The sequence below is a fragment of the Pseudorhodoferax sp. Leaf265 genome (assembly GCF_001422365.1).
Lineage (GTDB): Bacteria > Pseudomonadota > Gammaproteobacteria > Burkholderiales > Burkholderiaceae_C > Pseudorhodoferax.
This window is the reverse complement of the sequence record NZ_LMMT01000039.1, coordinates 377787-400395: the sequence shown is the minus strand read 5'-3', so window position 1 is coordinate 400395 and position 22609 is coordinate 377787. Positions and strand designations below refer to the sequence as shown.

Genomic DNA, 22609 nt, shown 5'->3' with positions numbered 1-22609 from the left:
GCATGCAAGAACGTGGCATCGCTCTGCTGAGCGTGATGGTGGCCCTGGTGCTTGCCGGTCTGGCGGTGCTGGCCGGCGCCCGCGCCGGATTGCTGCACGAGATGGTGGCTGGGCACCAATCCGACCGCCTGCGCGCGCAGGCCATGGCCGAGGCCTTGCTGTTGGACGCCGAGGCCGACATCCTCGGACGCCGTGGCGATGCGCCCTGCCGCCCCAGCCCTGCGGAGCCGCAGCGCACTGCGAGCGGCTTCATCGGCTGCCGCGAACGCGGCACGGCATCGGTCGCCACGGCCCCCTATTTTCCGCAAGATACCGAGGAGTTCGACGAGGTGCGCGCCCTGCTCCAGGTCGGCGCGGCGGTGCCCTGCCGCGATGGCATCTGCGTGCCCAGCAGCCTGCAGGCCTTGGCCCGCACCGGCGCCCTGCCACAACCGCTCGGCGCTCGTCTTGGGCAGTTCACCCTGGCGAGCGATGGCGCGGCGCCGGAACCCAGTGTGCGCGGCTGGTACTGGGTCGAGATTTTCCTGTTCCGCGGCGCAGGACCCACACCGGCCCACCTACAGCATGCCTTGCCGGACCCGGCGCGCCCGTTCGTCTACCGCATCACCGCACTGGCAGAAGGCCACAAGCCGGGCACGCAGGTGGTGCTCAGGAGTCTGTTCGTACCCCATCCCAGGAGCCAGCTGCAATGAAACCGCCCCTGCGCGCCTGTGCTGCCTTGCTCAGCGTACTCGCGACCAACGCCACGGCCGAGCCACTGCCCAGCACGGTCGCCGCCGCCTCCGGCAACCAGATGCAGAGCCAGCAGCTCTTCGTCGGCTGGTACGACAACGCTACCGGCGATGTGCAAGCCCTGGACAGCCTAGCGGCAAGCCATCCGCGCTGGAGCGCTGCCAGGCAGTTGCAAGGCCTGAGCGCTGCATCGCGCGTCCTGGCCAGCGCAGGGGTGGAGCGCCGCAGCGCCGATTGGTCCGCATTGGTCGCGCAGTACGGCGACGCGCCCTTGGGCGCGGTGCGCAACGCCAACCTGTGGTTCGTCGCGGGGCGTGCCGGCGCCCAGGCACGCCCTGCCATGGTCTATGCCGGCGCCACCGACGGCATGCTGCACGGGTTTGCCGCAGACGATGGCAGCGAGCTGCTGGCCTATGTCCCGCGCCGACTACTGCAACGCCGGCCCGGCACGGCCGCGGTCGATGGACCGCTGTTCGGCGGCGAAGCCCCTGTCGGCCCACAAGCTGCGCCGCGCAGCCTGCTCGTCGCCGGTCTCGGCATGGGCGGGCCGGGCTACGTGGTGCTGGATGTGGGCGCGCCCGACCGCTTCGCCTCGGCCAGCGGTGCCGACCTCGTCGTCGCCGACACCACCGACGGCACGGATGCCGACATCGGCCAGTTGCATGCGCCGCCCGTGCTCGACGACGCAAACGCCAACCGCGCCCGCCACATCGTGCAGATGGCCAACGGCCGCTGGGCGCTCGTGATCGGCAACGGTTACTTCAGCGGCGCAGGTCGGCCGGTTCTGCTCGTGCAGTACCTCGACCAGGCCCGTGAACTGCTGCGCCTGTCGCCCTGCATGGCGGATGGACCATGCGCCTACGCGGGCAACAACGGCCTGACCATGCCAAGACTGCTCGACAGCGACGGCGATGGCCGCGTGGACCTGGCCTACGCGGGCGATCTCCAGGGGCAGTTGTGGCGCTTCGACCTGGGCGGTGCAGAAAGCGGTTGGCGCGCCAGCCGCATCTTCACCGCCTGCGACGCGCAAGGCCGCCGCCAGCCCATCACCACGGCGCCCTATGCGCAGCCGCATCCCCAGGGGGGATGGATGCTGGCATTCGGCACCGGCCGCCACCTGTTGGACCATGACGGCCCCATCACCAACCCGCAGTCGCTGTACGGCCTGCATGACCGCGGCCCGTCCGACCCGCTGCAGCCCGACGAAGCCGCCTGCCGGCGCCCCGACACGCTGAGCGCGTTGGCCTACGGCGAGGCCAGCATCTCGCAAGGCACGGACTACCACCGCATCCTGAGCCTGGCGCAACCCGAGGGCGCGGCACGGCCGCGCGGATGGTGGATCGATCTCCCGCACCCCGGCCAGCGCGTGCTGCACAACCCGCAGCTGTTCGAAGGCTACAAGCTGCTGGTGCGCAGCGTGGCGCCCTTCGGCGGCAGCGGGCCGCGCAACGCGGGGCGCAGCTGGGTGTCGGTGCTGAACCTGTTGACCGGCATGCCGCCGGCCCAGCCGCCCTTCGTGCTGGCCGACACCAGTCTGCAGGCGCAGCCGCTGGCCATGGCCAGCGCGCCGGCCGGCCCGGCGTTGCTGTCGCGCCGCCTCGGCCACCGCGACGCCTTGCTGCGCTCCGCCTCCGGCCAGCAAATGGCGCTGCGCACCAGCGCGACCGTGGGCGCGCGGGCCGGCTGGCGCGAGCAGCCCTGAGCGATCCCCGACAATCCGGGCGTGACCCCCGATTTCATGCCCGAGGCAATGGCGCTGGCCGAACAGGCGCTGACCCTGTCCAATCCCAACCCACGCGTCGGCTGTGTGCTCAGCGACGCCCACGGCCGCGTGCTCGGGCGTGGCTTCACGCAGCAGGCCGGTGGGCCGCATGCGGAAGTCATGGCGCTGCGCGACGCCCAGGCGCAAGGCCATTCGGTGGTGGGCGCCACAGCCTGGGTCACGCTGGAACCCTGCGCCCACCATGGCCGCACCGGCCCCTGCTGCGATGCGCTGATCGCCGCCGGCGTGGCCCGCGTCGTCGCGGCCTGCGAAGACCCCAACCCCAAGGTGGCCGGCCAGGGCCTGGCTCGCCTCGTGGCGGCCGGCGTCGCAGTCGAGTGCGGGCCGGGTGCCGCCGCTTCGCGCGCGCTCAACATCGGCTTCTTCAGCCGCATGGTCCGCGGCCAGCCCTGGGTGCGCATGAAGATCGCCGCCTCGCTGGACGGCCGAACGGCGCTGGACGATGGCCGCAGCCAGTGGATCACCGACACGCCCGCCCGCACCGACGGCCATGCCTGGCGCGCGCGTGCCTGTGCCGTGCTGACCGGCATCGGCACCGTGCTGCAAGACGATCCCCAACTCGACGTGCGCCTGGTGCCGAGCACGCGCCAGCCACACCTGGTGCTGGTCGACAGCCGGCTGCAGCTGCCGCTGACGGCCAAGCTGTTCGGTCCCGAGCGCCAGCTGCTCATCTACACCGCCAGCGACGATGCGGCCAAGGCCGATGCGCTGCGTGCGCGCGGCGCCACTGTCACCGTCTTCCCCGGCCCGACACCGCAGACCGCGGCCAAGGTCGACCTGGCCGCCCTGCTGCGCGATCTGGCCGCGCGCGAAGTCAACGAAGTCCACGTGGAGGCCGGCACCCAGCTCAACGGCTCGCTGCTGCGAGAGGGGCTGGTGGACGAGTTGCTGGTCTACCTCGCCCCCAAGCTGATCGGCCAGGGCATGGGCATGGCCCGCCTGGGGCCGCTGGACAACCTGGCCCAGGCCCAGGCGCTGGAATGGGGCACCGTAGAGCGCGTCGGCGCCGACCTGCGCATCCTCGCCCACATCCCCGGTCGCGACCGGTTCTGACCCCACGCGCCCGGCGCGGGCGCAAAGCCTGCGAAAATGCGCGGCTATGTTCACGGGAATCATCACCGGAGTGGGGCGCATCGCCGCCGTCCACGACCTCGGCAGCTCCTCCAGCTACGGCAAGCGGCTCGTCGTCGAGACGCCGGCCGCCTACCTCGACGACGTGGGCCTGGGCGACAGCATCGCGCTCAACGGCGCCTGCATGACGGTCACGACGCTGGACGTTCCCGGCCTGCGCTTCACGGTCGACGTGTCGGCCGAGTCGCTGGCCCGCACCGCGGGACTGGCCGACACGGGCCGCGTCAACCTCGAGAAGGCGCTGCGTGCGCACGACCGGCTCGGCGGCCACATCGTCTCGGGCCATGTCGACGGCCTGGGCCATGTGCAGCGCTTCGAGCAGGTCGGCGAAAGCTGGGCGCTGGACATCCTGGCGCCCACCGAACTGGCCCGCTACATGGCCTACAAGGGCTCGGTCACGGTCCAGGGCGTCAGCCTGACGGTCAATACCGTCGAGGATGTGGCCGGCGGCTGCGTGATCCGCATCAACCTGATCCCGCACACCGTAGAGCACACGACCCTGGGCGACCTGCGCCAGGGCTCGCCCGTGAACCTCGAGATCGACACCATCGCCCGCTACGTGGAACGCATGTTGCGGCTGGGCAAGGACAACAACGCATGACATCCCCTACCCCCGCTCCGATCTCCCCGGTGCAGGACATCGTGGCCGAGCTGCGCGCCGGCCGCATGGTCATCCTCGTGGACGAGGAAGACCGCGAGAACGAAGGCGACCTGGTGCTGGCCGCCGACCACGTGACGCCCGAGGCCATCAACTTCATGGCCCGGCATGCGCGCGGCCTGATCTGCCTGACGCTGTCGCGCGAACTGTGCGAGCGCTTGCGCCTGCCGCCCATGGTGGCGCGCAACGGCGCCAAGCATTCGACGGCTTTCACCGTTTCCATCGAAGCCGCCGAGGGCGTCACCACAGGCATCTCGGCCGCCGACCGCGCGCGCACCGTGCAGGCCGCCGTGGCGCCGAACGCGCGCGCCGAGGACCTGGTACAGCCCGGCCACATCTTCCCGCTGCAAGCCGTGGACGGCGGGGTGCTCATGCGCGCCGGCCACACCGAAGCCGGCTGCGACCTCTCCGTCATGGCCGGCTGCAGTCCCGCCTCCGTGATCTGCGAGGTCATGAACGAGGACGGCACCATGGCCAGGCTGCCGGACCTGCAGCTCTTCGCCGCCCAGCATGGCCTGAAGATCGGCACCATCGCCGATCTGATCGAGCACCGCAGCCGCACCGAATCGCTCGTCGAGCGCGTGGGCAGCCGCGAGATCCAGACCGCGTATGGCCCGTTCACCGCCCACGCCTACCAGGACAAGCCCAGCGCCAGCGTGCACCTGGCCCTGGTCAAGGGCAGCTGGAGCCCGGACACCAGCGTGGCCGTGCGCGTGCACGAGCCGCTGTCCGCGCTCGACCTGCTGGAAGTTGACCGCTCCATGCACTCCTGGACGCTGCCGTCCAGCCTGGAGCACATCGCGCGCGAAGGCGCTGGCGTGGCCGTGCTGCTCAACTGCGGCGAAAGCGCGGCCGAGCTGCTGGCCCAGTTCGAGGGCACGGCCCGCGCCGCCCAGGCGCCCGAACGCGGCCGCATGGACCTGCGCACCTACGGCGTGGGCGCGCAGATCCTGCGCGACTGCGGCGTGCAGCGCATGCGCTTGATGGGCAATCCGCGCCGCATGCCGAGCATGACCGGCTACGGCCTGGAAAACACGGGCTATCTGACGCCCGGCCAAGACAAGGAACACGCATGAAGGGCGCCAACCAGGGCGAGCTCGCTGGCAACGACCCGCGCATGGACGGCCGTGGCCTGTCCATCGGCATCGTGCAGGCCCGCTTCAACGCCGGCATCACGGACGCGCTGGCCAACGCCTGCAAGCAGGAACTGGCCGCGCTGGGCGTGGAGCCCGAACAGATCCGCCACGAAACCGTGCCCGGCGCGCTGGAAGTGCCGATCGCACTGCAGGCCATGGCCGCCTCGCGCCGCTACGACGCACTGGTCGCGCTGGGCTGCATCGTGCGCGGCGAGACCTACCACTTCGAACTCGTGGCCAACGAATCGGGCGCCAGCGTGAGCCGCATCGCACTGGACCACAGCATCCCGATCGCCAACGCGATCCTGACCACCGAAAACATGGAGCAGGCCGTCGCCCGCCAGACCGACAAGGGCCGCGACGCGGCCCGCGTGGCGGTCGAGATGGCACGCCTGCTCGAACAACTGCGCCCATGACCGAACCCCAAGACGACAGCGCTCCCGAGGCCCCGCAGGGCCACCAGACCCGCACCGGCCGCACCGCCACCGGCGCGCGCAAGGCCGCGGCCAAGAACGCACGCAGCCGCGCACGCGAGTTCGCGCTGCAGGCGCTGTACCAGCACGTGGTGAGCGGCAACGACGCGGCGGCCATCGACGTCTTCACGCGCGACCTGTCGGGCTTCCACAAGGCCGACGCCGTGCACTACGACGCCCTGCTGCACGGCTGCATCGCCGAGGCGGGTCAGATGGATGCGCTGATGGAGCCGCTGCTGGACCGCACCATGGAGCGCATCTCGCCGATCGAGCATGTGATCCTGTGGATCGGCATCTACGAGATGCGCCACTGCCCCGACGTGCCCTGGCGCGTGGTGCTCAACGAGTGCATCGAGCTGGCCAAGGAATTCGGCGGCACCGACGGCCACAAGTACGTCAACGGCATCCTGAACGGCCTGTCGCCGCAGCTGCGCGCCACCGAGGTCGAGGCCGACCGCGGCAAGAAGAAGCCGCCAAGCGCATGAGGATCTCGCGCCGGGCCCAGGCCATCGAACCCTTCTACGTAATGGAGGTGGCCAAGGAGGCCGCCGCACTCGCGCGCGAGGTGGCCGGCGGATCGCAGCCCATGGTGTTCCTGAACATCGGCGAGCCCGACTTCACGGCGCCGCCGCTGGTCCAGGAAGCCGCAGCACGTGCCGTGCGCGATGGCCGCACGCAGTACACCCAGGCCACCGGCCTGCCCGAGCTGCGCGAACGCATCAGCGCCTGGTACGCCGAGCGTCTGGGCGTGCAGGTGCCGGCGCGGCGCATCGTGGTCACGGCCGGTGCCTCGGCCGCGCTGCAGCTGGCCTGCCTGGCGCTGATCGAGGCCGGCGACGAAGTGCTGATGCCGGACCCGAGCTATCCCTGCAACCGGCATTTCGTCAGCGCCGCCGAGGGCCGCGCCGTGCTGCTGCCAACGACCGCCGCCGAGCGCTTCCAGCTCAGTGCCGACAAGGTCGCAGCGGCCTGGAACGCGCAGACGCGCGGCGTGCTGCTGGCCTCGCCGTCCAACCCCACCGGCACCTCGATCGCGCCGGACGAGCTGGCCCGCATCCACGCCCAGGTGCAGGCGCGTGGCGGCATCACGCTCGTCGACGAGATCTACCTGGGCCTGTCCTACGACCCGGCCTTCGGCCGCAGCGCGCTGGCGCTGGGCGAGGACGTGGTCAGCATCAACAGTTTCTCCAAGTACTTCAACATGACGGGCTGGCGGCTGGGCTGGCTGGTCGTGCCCGATGCGCTGGTGCCGGTCGTCGAGCGCATCGCGCAGAACCTGTTCATCTGCGCCAGCACCGTCGCACAGCACGCCGCGCTGGCCTGCTTCGAGGCCGAGAGCCTCGCGCTGTACGAGCAGCGCCGTGCCGAATTCCGCGCGCGGCGCGACTACTTCGTGCCGGCGCTCGACGCGCTGGGCCTCAAGGTGCCCGTGATGCCCGACGGCGCCTTCTACGCCTGGGCCGATTGCAGCCAGGCCTGCGAACGCCTGGGCGTGCAGGGCAGCTGGGACCTCACGTTCGCGCTCATGCGCCAGGCCCACCTGGCCGTGACGCCGGGTCGCGATTTCGGCCAGGCCGACACCGGCCGCTTCATCCGCTTCTCCACCGCCAGCTCCATGGCCCACCTGCAGGAAGCCGTGGCGCGCCTGCGCACATTGCTCGCATGACGGCCGATGTCTTTCACTTCCCGGTGCGCGTGTACTGGGAAGACACCGATGCCGGCGGCATCGTGTTCTACGTGAACTACCTGAAGTTCTTCGAGCGCGCCCGCACCGAATGGCTGCGCGCGCGCGGCATCGGCCAGCGTGCGCTGAAGGACGCCAGCGGCGGCATGTTCGTCGTCAGCGCGACCGAGGTGCGCTACCTGCAGCCCGCACGGCTGGACGACGAACTTCTGGTCACCGTGCGCGTGGAACGTTTCGGCGCCGCCTCGCTCCTACTGGCCCAGCAGGTGCTGGCAGGGCCGGCGCCCGGCGGGCCTGTTCTTTGCGAGGGAAGCATCCGCATCGGTTGGGTCCAGGCCGACACGCTGCGCCCTGCGAGAATCCCGCCCTCGGTTTTGAACGTGCTCGAACAAACATGACGCCTATCCTGTGCCCGTCCGTCCGGAGTTCCCGATGAACCAGGACATGTCCATCCTGCATCTGGTGCTCAACGCCAGCTTCGTCGTCCAGTTCGTGATGGCGCTGCTGGTCTGCGTCTCCATCGCCAGCTGGGCGGCGATCTTCCGCAAGCTGTTCGCGCTCAAGAAGGTGCACGCGCTCAACGAGGAATTCGAGCGCGACTTCTGGTCCGGCAGCAACCTCAATGAGCTGCACGCGGCCGCCACGCAGAACGCCAAGAGCGCCGGCCCCATGGAACGCATCTTCGCCAGCGGCATGCGCGAGTACCAGAAGCTGCGCGAGCGCCGCATCACCGACGCCGGCACACTGATGGACGGCGCCCGCCGCGCCATGCGCGCCAGCTTCCAGCGCGAGATGGACGTGATCGAAACCAACCTCTCGTTCATGGCCTCGGTCGGTTCGGTCTCGCCCTACGTCGGCCTGTTCGGCACGGTCTGGGGCATCATGCACGCCTTCACGGGCCTGGCCAGCATGCAGCAGGTGACGCTGGCCACGGTGGCACCCGGCATCGCCGAAGCCCTGGTGGCCACGGCCATCGGCCTGTTCGCCGCGATCCCGGCCGTGGTGGCCTACAACCGCTTCGCACGCGACATCGACCGTACCGCGATCCGCCTGGAAACCTTCATCGAAGAGTTCTGCAACATCCTGCAGCGCAACGTGGCGACGCAGTCGCCATCCGGGCACTGACATGCCGGGAACGATCTCCAGAGGCCGCGGCCGCCGCACCATGAACGAGATCAACATGGTGCCCTTCATCGACGTGATGCTGGTGCTGCTGATCATCTTCATGGTCACGGCCCCCATGGTCACGCCCAGCCTGATCGACCTGCCCAGTGTGGGCAAGGCCGGCCGCCAGCCCGACAAGATCATCCAGGTCGTCATCAACAAGGACGAGCGGCTGGAGGTCAAGGGCGGTGACGGCAGCCAGCAGGTCTCGCAGCGCGAACTGGCCGCAGCCGTCAAGCGCGCGCAGGGCGAAGACACCAATGCACCCGTCGTGATCAGCGCCGACCGCAACGTGAAATACGAGACCGTGGTCAAGGCCATGGACGCACTGCAGCGCGCCGGCGTCGCACGGGTGGGCCTGTCGGTGCAGCTCGGCCAGTAAGCGAGGGCTATGGCCACCTTGACCCACGCCGCGCTGGACCCGTCCAGCCTCGCACCACCGCAACAGGGCGGCCTGCTGCGCGCCGTCGGCCTGGCGCTGGTGGCGCATGCGCTACTGATCGCCGCGCTGACCTGGGGCGTGAACTGGAAGTCGCAGGACACCCCGGCCGTGGAAGCCGAGATCTGGTCGTCCGTGCGCCAGCAGGCGGCGCCGCGTGCCGTCGAACCGCCGGCCGTGCAGCCCGAGCCCGAACCGCCCAAGCCCGAACCCAAGGTCGAGCCGCCGACGCCACCAGCACCGCCCAAGGCCGCCCCGCCGCCGGACACCAGCGTGCGCGATGCGCAGATCGCGCTGGAGCGCGAGAAGCAGGAACGAGAGCGCAAGGAGCGTGAGCGCGAACTGGTCGAGCGGCGCGAACAGCAGAAGAAGGCGGCGGCCGAGAAGCAGCGCCAGGAAGACCTGGCCGAAGCCAAGCGCGAAGCCCAGCAGAAGGCCGAGGCGCAGAAGAAGCTCGAAGCCCAGAAGAAGGCGGAAGCGCAGAAGAAGGCCGAGGCCGAGGAACGCAAGGCGGCCGAGGCCGCAGAGGCCAAGCGCAAGCAGCAGCAAGCCGCGGCCAAGGCCGCCGAGGAAAAGGCGGCCGAGGCCCGCCGCCAGGAGAACATCCGCCGCATACAAGGCATGGCTGGCGCAAGCGGTAGCCCTTCTGCCACGGGCAGCGCATTGCAGTCCTCGGGGCCCTCCGCCACCTACGGTGGCAAGGTGGCGGCGCGCGTGCGCCCGAACATCGTGTTCCCCGACAACGTACCGGGCAACCCCGCCGCCGAGGTCGAGGTGCGCACTGCGCCGGACGGCACCATCGTCGGCCGCCGTCTCACCAAGTCCAGCGGCATCAAGGCCTGGGACGACGCCGTGCTGCGCGCGATCGACAAGACCGAGACCATGCCGCGCGACACCGATGGCCGCGTGCCTTCGCCGATGACCATCAGCTTCCGGCCCAAGGACTAGGGGTTCCTCCACCCACCAAAGAAAAAGCCCGCGATGCGGGCTTTTTCTTTGGTCAGCGGGCTGTACGCCCGCCGGAGGTCAGGCCGAGACCTTCTCCGCCACTTCCGTGTAGTCCTGAATCTTGTCGAAGTTCAGGTACTGGTAGATCTGGCCGCTGGCGGCCGTCAGCACGCCCATGTCGGCCAGGTACTCTTCCTTGGTCGGAATGCGGCCCAGCTTGGAGCAGATCGAGGCCAGTTCGGCCGAGCCCAGGTACACGTTGGTGTTCTTGCCCAGACGGTTCGGGAAGTTACGGGTGCTGGTCGACATGACGGTCGCGCCTTCGCGCACCTGGGCCTGGTTGCCCATGCACAGCGAGCAGCCCGGCATTTCGGTACGGGCACCGGCATTGCCGAACACGCCGTAGTGGCCTTCTTCGGTCAGCTGGTGCGCGTCCATCTTGGTCGGCGGGGCGATCCACAGCTTGACCGGGATGTCGCGCTTGCCTTCGAGCAGCTTGGAGGCGGCGCGGAAATGGCCGATGTTGGTCATGCACGAGCCGATGAACACTTCGTCGATCTTGGCGCCGGCCACGTCGGACAGCGTCTTCACGTCGTCCGGGTCGTTCGGGCAGGCCACGATGGGTTCGTGGATGTCCGCAAGGTCGATCTCGATGACCGCCGCGTACTCGGCGTCGGCATCGGCCTTGAGCAGTTGCTGGTCCTTGAGCCAGGCTTCCTGTGCGGCGATGCGGCGTTGCAGCGTGCGCGCGTCGGCATAGCCCTCGGCGATCATCCACTTCATCAGCGTGATGTTGCTGTTGATGTACTCGGCGATCGGCTCCTTGTTCAGGTGCACCGTGCAGCCGGCAGCGGAACGCTCGGCCGAGGCATCGGACAGCTCGAATGCTTGTTCGACCTTCAGGTCCGGCAGGCCTTCGATCTCGAGGATGCGGCCCGAAAAGATGTTCTTCTTGCCCTTCTTCTCGACCGTCAGCAGGCCTTGCTTGATGGCGTACAGCGGGATCGCGTTGACCAGGTCACGCAAGGTCACGCCGGGCTGCATCTTGCCCTTGAACTTGACGAGCACGGACTCAGGCATGTCCAGCGGCATCACGCCGGTGGCGGCCGCGAAGGCCACCAGGCCAGAGCCGGCGGGGAAGCTGATGCCGATCGGGAAACGCGTGTGCGAGTCGCCGCCTGTACCCACGGTATCGGGCGTCAGCAGGCGGTTCAGCCAGCTGTGGATCACGCCGTCGCCCGGGCGCAGCGAGATGCCGCCGCGGTTGGCCATGAAGTCCGGCAGTTCGTGGTGCATCTTCACGTCCACCTTCTTGGGGTAGGCGGCCGTGTGGCAGAACGACTGCATGACCAGGTCGGCCGAGAAGCCCAGGCAGGCCAGGTCCTTCAGCTCGTCGCGCGTCATCGGGCCGGTCGTGTCCTGCGAGCCGACCGAGGTCATCTTGGGTTCGCAGTAGGTGCCCGGGCGCACGCCCTGGCCTTCCGGCAGGCCGCAGGCGCGGCCGACCATCTTCTGCGCCAGCGAGAAGCCCTTGCCCGAATCCACGGGCGCTTGCGGCAGGCGGAACAGCGTGGACGCCGGCAGGCCCAGCGCTTCACGCGCCTTGCCCGTGAGGCCACGGCCGATGATCAGCGGAATGCGGCCACCAGCACGCACTTCGTCGAACAGCACGTCGCTCTTGACCTGGAACTCGGCGATGACCTTGCCATCCTTCAAGGCCTTGCCTTCGTAGGGGCGCAGTTCGACCGTGTCACCCATGTTCATCTGGCTCACGTCCAGCTCGATCGGCAGCGCGCCTGCATCTTCCATGGTGTTGTAGAAGATCGGCGCGATCTTCGTGCCCAGGCACACACCGCCGAACTTCTTGTTCGGGATGAAGGGGATGTCCTCCCCCGTGAACCACAGCACCGAATTGGTGGCCGACTTGCGCGAAGAACCGGTGCCGACCACGTCGCCCACGTAGGCGACCGGCAGGCCGCGGGCCACCAGTTCCTGGATGAACTTGATCGGGCCGCGCTTGCCGTCTTCCTCGGGCACGAAAGGCGCGCCTTCGCGCTTGTTCTTCAGCATGGCCAGCGCGTGCATCGGAATGTCCGGGCGCGTGGTGGCGTCGGGCGCGGGCGACAGGTCGTCGGTGTTGGTCTCGCCCGGCACCTTGAACACGGTGAAGGTGATGCTCTGCGGCACTTCCGGGCGGCTCGTGAACCACTCCGCATCGGCCCAGCTTTGCAGCACGGCCTTGGCGTTGGCATTGCCGGCGTCGGCCAGTTCCTTGACATCGTGGAACTGGTCGAACATCAGCAGCGTCTTCTTGAGGCCGTCGGCGGCCACGGTGCCGACCTCGGCATCCTTGAGCAGGTCGACCATGGGGCCGATGTTGTAGCCGCCCAGCATCGTGCCCAGCAGCTCGGTGGCCTTGGCGCGCGAGATCAGCGGGCTCTTCTCGGTCCCGTGCGCCACGGCCGCCAGGTAGCTGGCCTTGACCTTGGCGGCGTCATCCACACCGGCCGGCACGCGGTGGGTGATCAGGTTCAGCAGGAACGCCTCCTCGCCCGCGGGCGGTGCCTTCAGCAGCTCGATGAGCTCGGCCGTCTGCTTCGCCGACAAGGGCAGCGGCGGGATGCCGAGCGCGGCGCGCTCGGCAACATGTTCACGGTAGGCTTGCAACATGGCGTTCTTCTCCGGTTCTGGGATGTGGGGAAAGGGGTGCGCGCGCGGTCAGCGGTTGGCCGCCGGCTGCGCAGCAACGGCCGTGCCAGCGGGCAGTTGGGCCGGTGCCGGCGCGGCGTCGAGCACGCTGGGCGGCGGTGTGAGCTTGAACTGCTCGGCCACGGCCACCTGCTGCGGGCTCTTGCATTCGTCGGCCATGCGCTGACCGAGCTTGTGGTTCATGAGCATGGACTTGTTGGCCAGCTGCAGCCAGACGGCGCCGGAATGCGCGTCTTCCAGGCGGATGGCGCCGGTGGTGGTGGCCACAGGAATCAGGCGGTAGCGTGTCTTGGCGATCTGCAGGTCGAAGTAGCCCGGCTTGGCAGCATCGGCCGTCAGCTGCACGGTGTTGCCCAGTTCGCAGGGCAGCGCACCGACGTGCACACGTTCGGCGATCGCCAGTTCGGCGGCGCCCAGCACGGCTTCGGTGGCGGGCGTGTGTGCAGCCAGCTGGTCCACGTCGAGCTTGCCCTTGGCGGGCGCGGCCTTCTTGGCGGTGGTCGTCTTGGCCGTGTTCGTCTTGGTGCTGCTGGCGGGCGCCTTGGCCGCGGTGCTCTTGGCGGCCGGCTTGGCCGCCGCCCTCGCAGGCGCCTTGGCGGCGTCGCTCTGGGCCAATGCAACACCGGCCGAGGCGGCCAGAACCAGGGTCAACAGCGTGGACTTCATCATGCTCATGCCTCCTTGGCCGGCGCGGTCTGGGCCGGATGGTCGGAAAAATAGGACTGCATTTCGGCTGGCAGGCGCCGGCCGGTCTGGTGTGCACGTTCCAGCACCTGCCAGAAATAGCGGTAGCTGGCACGGTCGTGCAACTGCTTCTCGAACGCGACAGGCGCCCACTCGGCCGACACCGCGGCCTCGATCAGGCGGCTCGCGGTATCGATCTCTTCGGCGCTGGGGGCCAGTGCCTCGACGATGGGACGGATCTGCGCGGGGTGGATGCTCCACATGCGCGTGTAGCCGAACTCGCGCGCGGCGCGGCGGGCGGCCGCGCGCATCGCGTCGGCGTCGCTGAACTCGGTGACCACACAGTGCGAGGGCACCTTGCCATGTGCGTGGCAAGCCGAGGCGATCTCGAGCTTGGCACGCACCACCAGCGGATGCGTGAACTGGCCCTGGGCGCTCATGCCCTCGGCCGGGATCGCGCCCGCATGGGCAGAAACGAAGTCCATGAGCCCGAAGCTGATGGACTGCACGCGCGGATGCGCGGCGATGTCGAAGGCGCGGTGCACGGCGCCGGGCGATTCGACGAGCACCTGCAGCGGCAGGTCGGCGGCACCGGCGGCCAGCAAGGCGCGCTCGGCCCGTTCGACGTCCTGCACGCTCTCGACCTTGGGCACCATGATGTGGGCAAGCCGGCCGCCGACCTGGCCGGCGATGGTCGCCATGTCGGCCTCGAAGCAAGGATGGTCCACCGGGTGCACGCGCACGGCCACGCGGGCACGCGGGCCGGCGGCCTGCGCGAGGGCGACGACCAGCGCGGCGTGGTCGGCCTCGCCGCCGACGGGGGCGCCGTCTTCGCAGTCCAGCGTCACGTCGAACACGCAGGCGCCGAACTCCTCGATCATCTCGGCCTGCAGCGCCAGGCTCTTGCGCATGCGCAGCTCGACGCCGCTGTAGTGGTCGCACACCGGCAGCACGATCTGGCCGGCGTGTGCGCCCAGCAGCACGTCGCGTGGATGGGCGGGGCTCGAACGGGTCATGGCGCGGAGTCTTCGGCCTTGCGGGCCACGAGAAACAAGCGCGGGAAGGCCAGCAGGCGCTGGCCGTCTGCGCGCAGCGGATAGGCCGCGTCGATGCGGCGCTCGTACTCGGCCAGGAAGCCGGCCCGCTGCGCATCGGACAGCGGATCGACGAAAGGCCGCAGGCCGGTGCCGCGCAGCCATTCAACGATGGCACCAGGACCGGCCATGCGGTGCTGGTAGATGGTGTGCCAGACATCGACCTCGGCCGCCAACGGCGCCAGCAGGTCGTAGTAGCGGCCAATGCCCAGCAGCGGCGTGCGCAGGCTTTCCGCATCGCCGATCTGGGCGGCCCATGCCGCGTCGCGCGCGACTTCGCGCATCAGGCGGTGCGAGGGCTCCTGCCAGTTGTCGGGCATCTGGATGGCCAGCACGCCACCCGGGGCCAGCAGGCCGAACAGGCGCGGCAGCAGTTCGGCATGGTCAGGCACCCATTGCAGTGCCGCATTGGCGAACAGCAGGTCGGGCGCCTCGCCCGGAGCGGGCGTCCAAGCGGCAATGTCGGCCTCTGTGAATTCGGTGTCGGGCAGGCGCGCGCGCGCGCTGACCAACATGGACGCCGAGTTGTCGACGCCCAGGGTGCGGGCCTGCGCAAAGCGCTTGACCAGCAATTCGGTGGAATTGCCCGGGCCGCAGCCCAGGTCCACCGCGAACGTCGCACGTCCCAAAGGCACACGGGCCAACAGCTCGGCCGCCGGACGCGTGCGCTCGTCCTCGAAGCGACGGTACAACGCAGGATTCCAGTCGGCCATGGGAGCGTGCGAACGTCCGAGGATCAGAGCAGGTGGGCGACGCCGGCCTGCTCGTCCTGCAGTTCCTTCAGCGTCTTGTTGATGCGCTCCTGGCTGAACGCGTCGATCTCCAGGCCCTCGACCAGCTTGTACTCACCGTTTTCGCAGGTGACGGGGAAGCCGAACATCACATCCTTCGGAATGCCGTACTGGCCATCCGACGGGATGCCCATGGTGACCCACTTGCCGTTGGTGCCCAGGGCCCAGTCGCGCATGTGGTCGATGGCGGCGTTGGCGGCCGAGGCAGCCGAAGACAGGCCACGGGCTTCGATGATGGCAGCGCCGCGCTTGCCGACGGTGGGCAGGAAGGTGTCCGCGTTCCAGACCTGGTCATTGATCAGCTTGGCCACGCTCTCGCCCTTGATGGTGGCGAAACGGTAGTCGGCGTACATCGTCGGCGAGTGGTTGCCCCAGACGGTCAGCTTCTCGATGTCGGCCACGGGCTTGCCGGTCTTGGCGGCCAGCTGGCTGGCAGCGCGGTTGTGGTCCAGGCGCAGCATGGCGGTGAAGTTCTTGCGCGGCAGGTCCGGCGCACTCTTCATGGCGATGTAGGCGTTGGTGTTGGCGGGGTTGCCGACCACCAGCACCTTGACGTTGCGGCTGGCGACGGCGTTCAGTGCCTTGCCCTGGGCCGTGAAGATGGCGCCGTTGACGGCCAGCAGTTCGGCACGTTCCATGCCGGGGCCACGCGGACGCGAGCCGACCAGCAGCGCGTAGTCGGTGTCCTTGAACGCGGTCATCGGGTCGCTGTGGGCCTCGATGCCGACCAGCAGCGGGAACGCGCAGTCGTCCAGCTCCATGATCACGCCCTTGAGCGCCTTCTGGGCCTTCTCGTCCGGGATCTCCAGCAATTGCAGGATCACCGGCTGGTCCTTGCCCAGCATTTCGCCCGACGCGATGCGGAACAGGAGGGCGTAACCGATTTGACCAGCTGCACCAGTGACGGCCACGCGGACAGGCTTTTTGCTCATGAGGAAGGCTCCGAAAAGGAAGGAGGGAGAAACACCCCCGCCCAGGCGACGGAACAGTGAGCGCGCAGGCCCGGGGGACAGCCCTAGAGTTTACCCGTGTTCCATGAAAGTGGTCAATTTGTCTTATGTCTTATATAAGATAAGATTGCCCACCCCGCAGCCGCGCGCTGCGGCGCCGCGTGCGCGGGCATGGAAGGCTGGCGGAGACGCCGGCCGTCCGCGCGTCACCCAACCCCGCCAGGCGTTCCGACTCCCGGCACCTGCCCCAAGTTCCATGCCCGCACCCACCCCTGGCAACGCCGCCGAGCCCCCCCTGGAAACGGGTCCGAATGCCACACCGGCCTTCAGCCCGCTGTACCAGCAGATCAAGGGCCTGATCCTGCAGCGGCTGCAGGCCGGCGAGTGGAAGCCCGGAGAGCTGATCCCGAGCGAGATCGAGCTGGCCGCCCGCTTCCGCGTGAGCCAGGGCACGGTGCGCAAGGCGGTCGATGAACTGGCTGGCGAAAATCTACTGGTGCGGCGCCAGGGCAAGGGCACCTTCGTCGCGACGCACACCGAGCAGCATGTGCGCTACCGCTTCTTGAAGCTCGTGCCCGACGACGGCGACGTGGACCGCGAAGGCCCGGCGCAGCGCAGCTTCCTCGAATGCAAACGCACCCGCGCCAACGCCGAGATCGCGCGCGCGCTCGGCCTGCGCGGCGGCGATGCGGTGATGCAGGTGCGCCGTGTGCTCTCCTTCGCCGCCGATGGCGGCGCCCAGACGCCGACCATCCTCGAAGACCTGTGGCTGCCAGGCGGCCCCTTCAAGGGCCTGACGGCCGAGCGCATGGCGGGCTTTCGCGGCCCCACTTACGCGCTGTTCGAAACCGAGTTCGGCGTGCGCATGGTGCGCGCCGAAGAGAAGATCCGCGCCGTGCTGCCCGACACCGAGCAGGCCGCTATCCTGCAGGTCGCACCCGCCACGCCGCTGCTCAGCGTGGAGCGCGTGGCCTATACCTACAACGACACGCCGATGGAGCTGCGGCGCGGCCTCTACCGCACCGACACGCACCACTACCGCAACGATCTGAGCTGACCTTCGCACAGCGCCAGACGCATGCGCGACTGGCTTTGCAAAGCTTCGTCGCGTTTGCCCTGTTGCATTGCAATAGAATTTTGGGTTAACCGCCGCGACACAATTACAAGGCAGTTACATCCACGAAAGCGCATTCATGACAGAAGCCGCCTCCTCAGCACGACCCAAACGCCCCGAGTTCCGCAACATCAACGCCCTCACCGATCTGCCGACCTACCGGCTGCCGGCCGCAGGCTGGGTGTCCATCCTGCACCGCGCCAGCGGCGTGCTGATGTTCCTGTTGATGCCCTTCATCATCTGGATGTTCGACACCTCGGTCACCTCCGAGCTGTCGTTCGCACGCTTCAAGGCCGCATTCAGCACCGGCCTGGGCTTCGCACCCGGCTGGTTCCTCAAGCTGGTGGTGCTGGCACTGATGTGGGCCTACCTGCACCATTTCATCGCAGGCCTGCGTCATCTGTGGATGGACGTGAGTCACAACGCCGTGAACAAGCAGTTCGGCAAGACCTCGGCCGTCACCGTGCTGGCGCTGAGCCTGGGCCTCACGCTGGTGCTGGGTTTGAAGCTGTTCGGCGTCTACTGATCACAACAAGGAAAAGTCTCCCCATGGCTGTCAACTACGGATCCAAGCGCATCGTCGTCGGTGCGCACTACGGCCTGCGCGACTGGCTCGCGCAGCGCGTCACCGGCGTGCTCATGGCGCTGTTCACCGTCATCGTGCTGGCGCAGCTGCTGCTGACCAAGGGCCCCATCGGCTATGACCTGTGGGCCGGCATCTTCGCGGCCCAATGGATGAAGGTACTGACCTTCTCCGTCATCGTCGCCCTGCTCTACCACGTGTGGGTGGGCATGCGCGATGTGCTGATGGACTACATCACCGCAGCAGTCTGGCTCCGTCTCGTGCTCCAGATTTTCACCATCGTCTGGCTGGTCGGCTGTGCCGGCTGGGCCATCCAAGTCCTCTGGAGACTGTGAGCATGAGCTACACCAAGCAGAACATCAACAAGCGCAAGTTCGACGTCGTGATCGTCGGCGCCGGCGGCTCCGGCATGCGCGCCGCACTCGAACTCTCGCGCGCCGGCCTGTCCGTCGCCTCGCTGTCCAAGGTCTTTCCGACGCGTTCGCACACCGTGGCAGCGCAGGGCGGCGTGTCTGCCTCGCTGGGCAACATGTCCGAGGACAACTGGCACTACCACTTCTACGACACCATCAAGGGCTCCGACTGGCTGGGCGACCAGGACGCCATCGAGTTCATGTGCCGTGAAGCGCCCAAGGTCGTGATCGAGCTCGAGCACTTCGGCATGCCGTTCGACCGCAACCCCGACGGCACGATCTACCAGCGCCCCTTCGGCGGCCACACCGCCAACTACGGCGAGAAACCCGTGCAGCGCGCCTGCGCCGCGGCCGACCGCACCGGCCACGCCATGCTGCACACGCTGTACCAGCAGAACGTCAAGGCCAAGACCAACTTCTTCGTCGAGTGGATGGCGCTGGACCTGATCCGCGACGCCGATGGCGACGTGGTCGGCGTGACCGCCCTCGAATTGGAAACCGGTGAGCTCTACGCGCTGCAGGCCAAGGCCGTGCTGCTGGCCACCGGCGGTGCCGGCCGCATCTTCGCGGCATCGACCAACGCCTTCATCAACACCGGCGACGGCCTGGGCATGGCGGCACGCGCCGGCATCCCGCTGCAGGACATGGAGTTCTGGCAGTTCCACCCGACCGGCGTGGCCGGTGCCGGCGTGCTGCTGACCGAAGGCTGCCGCGGCGAAGGCGCGATCCTTCTGAACAGCAACGGCGAACGCTTCATGGAGCGCTATGCGCCCACGCTGAAGGACTTGGCACCGCGCGACTTCGTCTCGCGCTCCATGGACCAGGAAATCAAGGAAGGTCGCGGTTGCGGTCCCAACAAGGACTACATCCTCATGAAGCTGGACCACCTGGGCGCCGACACCATCCGCAAGCGCCTGCCCTCGGTGGAAGAGATCGGCCACAACTTCGCCAACGTCGACATCACCAAGGAACCGATTCCCGTGGTACCGACCATCCATTACCAGATGGGTGGCATCCCGACCAACATCAACGGCCAGGTGGTCACGCACGACGGCCAGCAGAACAACATCGTCAACGGCCTGTACGCGGTCGGCGAGTGCTCCTGCGTGTCGGTGCACGGCGCCAACCGCCTGGGCACGAACTCGCTGCTGGACCTGCTGGTGTTCGGCAAATCCGCAGGCAAGCACATCGTCGAGTTCGTCAAGGGCTCGGGCGAGCACAAGCCGCTGCCGGCCGACGCGGGCGACAAGACGCTGGCCCGCCTGAACCAGCTGCAGGACTCCACGGGCGGGGCCTACGCGCAGGACGTGGCCAACGACATCCGCGCCACCATGCAGCAGCACGCTGGCGTGTTCCGCACGCAGGCCAGCATGGACGAGGGCGTGACCAAGGTGAACGCCATCCGTGACCGCGTCTCCGGCGTCACGCTGAAGGATAAGTCCATGGTCTGGAACACGGCCCGCATGGAAGCCCTGGAAGTCGACAACCTGATCGAAGTCGCCCAGGCCACCATGACCTCGGCCGCCGCCCGCAAGGAATGCCGCGGCGCCCACACCGTCTACGACTACGAGCACCCGGCCGACCACGCCGAGTTCCCGCTAGGCCGCAACGACAAGGAATGGATGAAGCACACGCTGTGGCACAGCGAAGGCAACAACCTGACCTACAAGCCGGTCAACCTGAAGCCCCTGACGGTCGATTCGATCCCGCCCAAGGTCCGTACGTTCTAACAAGGTCCCACACGATGAAGCGCACATTCCAGATCTACCGCTACGACCCGGACAAGGACGCCAAGCCCTACATGCAGACCGTCGAGATCGAACTCGACGGCAGCGAACGCATGCTGCTGGACGCCCTGGTCAAGCTCAAGCAGCAGGACCCGACGATCTCGTTCCGCCGCTCCTGCCGCGAAGGCGTCTGCGGCTCGGACGCGATGAACATCAACGGTAAGAACGGCCTGGCCTGCCTGACCAACATGAACACGCTGAAGGACCCCGTGGTCCTGAAGCCGCTGCCCGGCCTGCCCGTGATCCGCGACCTGATCGTGGACATGACGCAGTTCTTCAAGCAGTACCACTCCATCAAGCCCTACCTCATCACCGAGAGCCTGGCACCCGACAAGGAACGCCTGCAATCGCCCGAGGAGCGCGAGGAGCTGAACGGTTTGTACGAGTGCATCCTGTGCGCGAGCTGCTCCACGAGCTGCCCGAGCTTCTGGTGGAACCCGGACAAGTTCGTCGGCCCGGCCGGCCTGCTGCAGGCCTACCGCTTCATCGCCGACAGCCGCGACGAAGCCACGGCCGAGCGCCTGGACAACCTGGAAGACCCGTACCGCCTGTTCCGCTGCCACACGATCATGAACTGCGTGGACGTGTGCCCCAAGCATCTGAACCCGACCAAGGCCATCGGGAAGATCAAGGAGATGATGGTGCTTCGCACCGTCTGATGCCGTGGCCCAAGCGCAGGAAGTTCTCGACGAACGCGCGCTGGCGATGCTGCGCTGGCGCTGCCGGCGCGGCCTGCTGGAGAACGATCTGTTCCTGGAACGATTCTTCGAACGCCACGGTCCAACGGTCACGGCGGCACAGGCCCAGGCCCTGTCGCAATTGATGGAATTGGGAGACCACGACCTGCTCGACCTGCAACTGGCACGCAAGACGCTGGAACAGGTCAGTCCTGCGCTGGACAACGCGGAGACGCGCGCTGTCCTGAATCTGTTACGAGAAAACCGCTGAAAGGGTGAACATGAAACTAGCCGAAAACAAAGCCACGCTGTCGTTCAGCAATGGCAGTCCGAGCGTCGAGTTGCCTGTGTACCAGGGCAACGTCGGTCCGGATGTCGTGGACATCCGCAAGCTCTACGCGCAGACCGGAATGTTCACCTACGACCCGGGCTTCCTGTCCACGGCGTCGTGCCAGTCCGCCATCACCTACATCGACGGCGACAAGGGCGAACTGCTGTACCGCGGCTACCCGATCGAACAGTTGGCCACCAACTGCGACTTCCTGGAAACCTGCCACCTGCTGCTGTACGGCGAACTGCCGAACACCGAGGAAAAGAGCAAGTTCACCAAGCTCGTGACCAACCACACCATGGTCAACGAGCAGATGCAGTTCTTCCTGCGTGGCTTCCGCCGTGATGCGCACCCGATGGCCATCATGACGGGCCTGGTCGGCGCGCTGTCGGCCTTCTACCACGACAGCACGGACATCAACAATCCCGAGCACCGCAACATCTCCGCGATCCGCCTGATCGCCAAGATGCCGACGCTGGTCGCGATGGCCTACAAGTACACCATCGGCCAGCCGTACATGTACCCGCGCAACGACCTCAGCTATGCAGGCAACTTCCTGCACATGATGTTCGCCACGCCCTGCGAGGAGTACAAGGTCAGCCCGGTGCTGGAACGCGCGCTGGACCGCATCTTCATCCTGCACGCCGACCACGAGCAGAACGCATCCACCTCCACGGTGCGCCTGTGCGGCTCCTCGGGCACCAACCCGTTCGCCGCCATCGCCGCCGGTGTCGCCTGCCTGTGGGGCCCCGCCCACGGTGGCGCCAACGAGGCGGCGCTGAACATGCTCTACGACATCCAGAAGGAAGGTGGCGTGGAGAAAATCGGCGAGTTCATCAAGAAGGTCAAGGACAAGAACTCCAGCGTCAAGCTGATGGGCTTCGGCCACCGGGTCTACAAGAACTACGACCCGCGCGCCAAGCTCATGCAGGAAACCTGCAACGAGGTGCTGACCGAGCTGGGCCTGGAAAAGGACCCGCTGTTCAAGCTGGCCAAGGAACTGGAAAAGATCGCCCTGGAAGACGAGTACTTCGTCTCGCGCAAGCTGTACCCGAACGTGGACTTCTACTCGGGCATCGTGCAGCGCGCCATCGGCATCCCGGTGCCGCTGTTCACGGCCATCTTCGCGCTGGCCCGCACGGTCGGCTGGATCGCCCAGCTGAACGAGATGATCGGCGACCCCGAGTACAAGATCGGCCGTCCGCGCCAGCTGTTCACGGGTTCCACCAAGCGCGACGTGCAGCCGCTCGCCAAGCGCTGATCGACTGCCGCCACTAGGTTCACCAAGCCCCGCCGGCCTGCTGGCCCGCGGGGCTTTTTCTCGTCCA

At 67.9% G+C, this 22609-nt stretch carries 24 protein-coding genes; 19 read left to right on the top strand and 5 right to left on the bottom strand.

Annotated features, from left to right (window positions below; translation table 11 throughout):
• Positions 1 to 2: 2 nt before the first annotated feature.
• Genes ASF45_RS30795 through tolA form a run of 12 tightly spaced genes read left to right on the top strand, consistent with a single transcriptional unit; the run spans position 3 to position 10148 of the window.
• Complete coding sequence (locus ASF45_RS30795) at positions 3 to 692, top strand: hypothetical protein (protein WP_056672666.1); 690 nt, start codon at positions 3 to 5, stop codon at positions 690 to 692.
• Entirely contained in the window at positions 689 to 2434 is a 1746-nt protein-coding gene (locus ASF45_RS30790; RefSeq protein WP_056672664.1) for a pilus assembly protein, read from the top strand. Before ASF45_RS30795 ends, ASF45_RS30790 begins: the two co-directional genes overlap by 4 nt.
• Before the next feature lie 36 nt (positions 2435 to 2470).
• Entirely contained in the window at positions 2471 to 3568 is a 1098-nt protein-coding gene (gene ribD, locus ASF45_RS30785) for a bifunctional diaminohydroxyphosphoribosylaminopyrimidine deaminase/5-amino-6-(5-phosphoribosylamino)uracil reductase RibD (protein ID WP_056672661.1), read from the top strand.
• Between the two features lie 46 nt (positions 3569 to 3614).
• Entirely contained in the window at positions 3615 to 4247 is a 633-nt protein-coding gene (locus ASF45_RS30780) for a riboflavin synthase (RefSeq protein ID WP_056672659.1), read from the top strand.
• Positions 4244 to 5380, top strand: coding sequence for a bifunctional 3,4-dihydroxy-2-butanone-4-phosphate synthase/GTP cyclohydrolase II (gene ribBA / locus ASF45_RS30775; RefSeq protein ID WP_056672657.1), 1137 nt, complete (start codon positions 4244 to 4246; stop codon positions 5378 to 5380). Before ASF45_RS30780 ends, ribBA begins: the two co-directional genes overlap by 4 nt.
• On the top strand, positions 5377 to 5856 hold the full coding sequence (ribH, locus tag ASF45_RS30770) for a 6,7-dimethyl-8-ribityllumazine synthase (RefSeq protein WP_056672655.1): 480 nt from the start codon (positions 5377 to 5379) through the stop codon (positions 5854 to 5856). Before ribBA ends, ribH begins: the two co-directional genes overlap by 4 nt.
• Positions 5853 to 6398: a transcription antitermination factor NusB gene (nusB, locus tag ASF45_RS30765; RefSeq protein ID WP_056672653.1), complete on the top strand. Its 546-nt coding sequence runs from the start codon at positions 5853 to 5855 to the stop codon at positions 6396 to 6398. The genes ribH and nusB overlap by 4 nt, the downstream gene beginning before the upstream one ends.
• A complete protein-coding gene (locus ASF45_RS30760; RefSeq protein ID WP_056672651.1) occupies positions 6395 to 7579 on the top strand; it encodes a pyridoxal phosphate-dependent aminotransferase in 1185 nt (394 codons plus the stop codon). Before nusB ends, ASF45_RS30760 begins: the two co-directional genes overlap by 4 nt.
• On the top strand, positions 7576 to 7995 hold the full coding sequence (ybgC, locus tag ASF45_RS30755) for a tol-pal system-associated acyl-CoA thioesterase (protein ID WP_056672650.1): 420 nt from the start codon (positions 7576 to 7578) through the stop codon (positions 7993 to 7995). Before ASF45_RS30760 ends, ybgC begins: the two co-directional genes overlap by 4 nt.
• Positions 7996 to 8029: 34 nt before the next feature.
• Complete coding sequence (tolQ, locus tag ASF45_RS30750; protein WP_056672648.1) at positions 8030 to 8722, top strand: protein TolQ; 693 nt, start codon at positions 8030 to 8032, stop codon at positions 8720 to 8722.
• A 1-nt stretch (position 8723) separates the two neighbouring features.
• Positions 8724 to 9143, top strand: a complete 420-nt coding sequence (gene tolR / locus ASF45_RS30745; RefSeq protein ID WP_056672646.1) for a protein TolR — start codon at positions 8724 to 8726, stop codon at positions 9141 to 9143.
• A 9-nt stretch (positions 9144 to 9152) separates the two neighbouring features.
• Positions 9153 to 10148, top strand: coding sequence for a cell envelope integrity protein TolA (gene tolA, locus ASF45_RS30740; RefSeq protein WP_056672644.1), 996 nt, complete (start codon positions 9153 to 9155; stop codon positions 10146 to 10148).
• Positions 10149 to 10226: 78 nt separating this feature from the next.
• On the opposite strand, the gene ASF45_RS30735 is transcribed toward tolA, so the two are convergent.
• From ASF45_RS30735 to ASF45_RS30715, 5 genes are read right to left on the bottom strand one after another with little or no spacing between them, the layout of a single operon-like run.
• The gene (locus ASF45_RS30735) at positions 10227 to 12818 is read right to left on the bottom strand and encodes a bifunctional aconitate hydratase 2/2-methylisocitrate dehydratase (protein ID WP_056672642.1); all 2592 of its coding nucleotides are present in this window, start codon (positions 12816 to 12818) and stop codon (positions 10227 to 10229) included.
• A 48-nt stretch (positions 12819 to 12866) separates the two neighbouring features.
• On the bottom strand, positions 12867 to 13523 hold the full coding sequence (locus ASF45_RS30730) for a hypothetical protein (RefSeq protein WP_056672884.1): 657 nt from the start codon (positions 13521 to 13523) through the stop codon (positions 12867 to 12869).
• A 5-nt stretch (positions 13524 to 13528) separates the two neighbouring features.
• A complete protein-coding gene (locus ASF45_RS30725) occupies positions 13529 to 14557 on the bottom strand; it encodes a CoA ester lyase (protein ID WP_056672640.1) in 1029 nt (342 codons plus the stop codon).
• On the bottom strand, positions 14554 to 15348 hold the full coding sequence (tam, locus tag ASF45_RS30720) for a trans-aconitate 2-methyltransferase (protein ID WP_056672638.1): 795 nt from the start codon (positions 15346 to 15348) through the stop codon (positions 14554 to 14556). Before tam ends, ASF45_RS30725 begins: the two co-directional genes overlap by 4 nt.
• A gap of 23 nt (positions 15349 to 15371) precedes the next feature.
• Positions 15372 to 16358 carry a malate dehydrogenase gene (locus tag ASF45_RS30715; protein ID WP_056672636.1) on the bottom strand — a complete coding sequence of 329 codons (987 nt, stop codon included), beginning with the start codon at positions 16356 to 16358 and terminating at the stop codon, positions 15372 to 15374.
• Between the two features lie 274 nt (positions 16359 to 16632).
• On the opposite strand from ASF45_RS30715, the gene ASF45_RS30710 reads away from it, so the two are divergent.
• From ASF45_RS30710 to ASF45_RS30680, 7 genes are all read left to right on the top strand, one after another.
• Positions 16633 to 17433, top strand: a complete 801-nt coding sequence (locus ASF45_RS30710) for a GntR family transcriptional regulator (RefSeq protein WP_056672633.1) — start codon at positions 16633 to 16635, stop codon at positions 17431 to 17433.
• A gap of 136 nt (positions 17434 to 17569) precedes the next feature.
• Entirely contained in the window at positions 17570 to 18016 is a 447-nt protein-coding gene (sdhC, locus tag ASF45_RS30705; RefSeq protein WP_056672631.1) for a succinate dehydrogenase, cytochrome b556 subunit, read from the top strand.
• A gap of 23 nt (positions 18017 to 18039) precedes the next feature.
• Complete coding sequence (gene sdhD, locus ASF45_RS30700) at positions 18040 to 18408, top strand: succinate dehydrogenase, hydrophobic membrane anchor protein (RefSeq protein WP_056672629.1); 369 nt, start codon at positions 18040 to 18042, stop codon at positions 18406 to 18408.
• Positions 18409 to 18410: 2 nt separating this feature from the next.
• Complete coding sequence (gene sdhA / locus ASF45_RS30695; RefSeq protein ID WP_056672627.1) at positions 18411 to 20216, top strand: succinate dehydrogenase flavoprotein subunit; 1806 nt, start codon at positions 18411 to 18413, stop codon at positions 20214 to 20216.
• Positions 20217 to 20230: 14 nt separating this feature from the next.
• Entirely contained in the window at positions 20231 to 20932 is a 702-nt protein-coding gene (locus ASF45_RS30690) for a succinate dehydrogenase iron-sulfur subunit (RefSeq protein WP_056672626.1), read from the top strand.
• Between the two features lie 4 nt (positions 20933 to 20936).
• On the top strand, positions 20937 to 21221 hold the full coding sequence (locus tag ASF45_RS30685; protein WP_369802193.1) for a succinate dehydrogenase assembly factor 2: 285 nt from the start codon (positions 20937 to 20939) through the stop codon (positions 21219 to 21221).
• Positions 21222 to 21231: 10 nt separating this feature from the next.
• Positions 21232 to 22542, top strand: coding sequence for a citrate synthase (locus tag ASF45_RS30680; RefSeq protein WP_056672624.1), 1311 nt, complete (start codon positions 21232 to 21234; stop codon positions 22540 to 22542).
• Positions 22543 to 22609 lie beyond the last annotated feature (67 nt).

Bases quoted from the DNA above. Each gene is read 5' to 3' on its own strand.
- ASF45_RS30690 (WP_056672626.1), top strand. From the start codon at position 20,231: ATGAAGCGCACATTCCAGATCTACCGCTACGACCCGGACAAGGACGCC.
- tolQ (WP_056672648.1), top strand. From the start codon at position 8,030: ATGAACCAGGACATGTCCATCCTGCATCTGGTGCTCAACGCCAGCTTC.
- nusB (WP_056672653.1), top strand. From the start codon at position 5,853: ATGACCGAACCCCAAGACGACAGCGCTCCCGAGGCCCCGCAGGGCCAC.
- ASF45_RS30680 (WP_056672624.1), top strand. From the start codon at position 21,232: ATGAAACTAGCCGAAAACAAAGCCACGCTGTCGTTCAGCAATGGCAGT.
- tolR (WP_056672646.1), top strand. From the start codon at position 8,724: ATGCCGGGAACGATCTCCAGAGGCCGCGGCCGCCGCACCATGAACGAG.
- ASF45_RS30715 (WP_056672636.1), bottom strand. From the start codon at position 16,358: ATGAGCAAAAAGCCTGTCCGCGTGGCCGTCACTGGTGCAGCTGGTCAA.
- tolA (WP_056672644.1), top strand. From the start codon at position 9,153: ATGGCCACCTTGACCCACGCCGCGCTGGACCCGTCCAGCCTCGCACCA.
- ASF45_RS30780 (WP_056672659.1), top strand. From the start codon at position 3,615: ATGTTCACGGGAATCATCACCGGAGTGGGGCGCATCGCCGCCGTCCAC.
- tam (WP_056672638.1), bottom strand. From the start codon at position 15,348: ATGGCCGACTGGAATCCTGCGTTGTACCGTCGCTTCGAGGACGAGCGC.
- ASF45_RS30760 (WP_056672651.1), top strand. From the start codon at position 6,395: ATGAGGATCTCGCGCCGGGCCCAGGCCATCGAACCCTTCTACGTAATG.
- sdhA (WP_056672627.1), top strand. From the start codon at position 18,411: ATGAGCTACACCAAGCAGAACATCAACAAGCGCAAGTTCGACGTCGTG.
- ASF45_RS30790 (WP_056672664.1), top strand. From the start codon at position 689: ATGAAACCGCCCCTGCGCGCCTGTGCTGCCTTGCTCAGCGTACTCGCG.
- ybgC (WP_056672650.1), top strand. From the start codon at position 7,576: ATGACGGCCGATGTCTTTCACTTCCCGGTGCGCGTGTACTGGGAAGAC.
- ribBA (WP_056672657.1), top strand. From the start codon at position 4,244: ATGACATCCCCTACCCCCGCTCCGATCTCCCCGGTGCAGGACATCGTG.
- ASF45_RS30730 (WP_056672884.1), bottom strand. From the start codon at position 13,523: ATGAAGTCCACGCTGTTGACCCTGGTTCTGGCCGCCTCGGCCGGTGTT.
- ribD (WP_056672661.1), top strand. From the start codon at position 2,471: ATGCCCGAGGCAATGGCGCTGGCCGAACAGGCGCTGACCCTGTCCAAT.
- sdhD (WP_056672629.1), top strand. From the start codon at position 18,040: ATGGCTGTCAACTACGGATCCAAGCGCATCGTCGTCGGTGCGCACTAC.
- ribH (WP_056672655.1), top strand. From the start codon at position 5,377: ATGAAGGGCGCCAACCAGGGCGAGCTCGCTGGCAACGACCCGCGCATG.
- sdhC (WP_056672631.1), top strand. From the start codon at position 17,570: ATGACAGAAGCCGCCTCCTCAGCACGACCCAAACGCCCCGAGTTCCGC.
- ASF45_RS30795 (WP_056672666.1), top strand. From the start codon at position 3: ATGCAAGAACGTGGCATCGCTCTGCTGAGCGTGATGGTGGCCCTGGTG.
- ASF45_RS30735 (WP_056672642.1), bottom strand. From the start codon at position 12,818: ATGTTGCAAGCCTACCGTGAACATGTTGCCGAGCGCGCCGCGCTCGGC.
- ASF45_RS30710 (WP_056672633.1), top strand. From the start codon at position 16,633: ATGCCCGCACCCACCCCTGGCAACGCCGCCGAGCCCCCCCTGGAAACG.
- ASF45_RS30725 (WP_056672640.1), bottom strand. From the start codon at position 14,557: ATGACCCGTTCGAGCCCCGCCCATCCACGCGACGTGCTGCTGGGCGCA.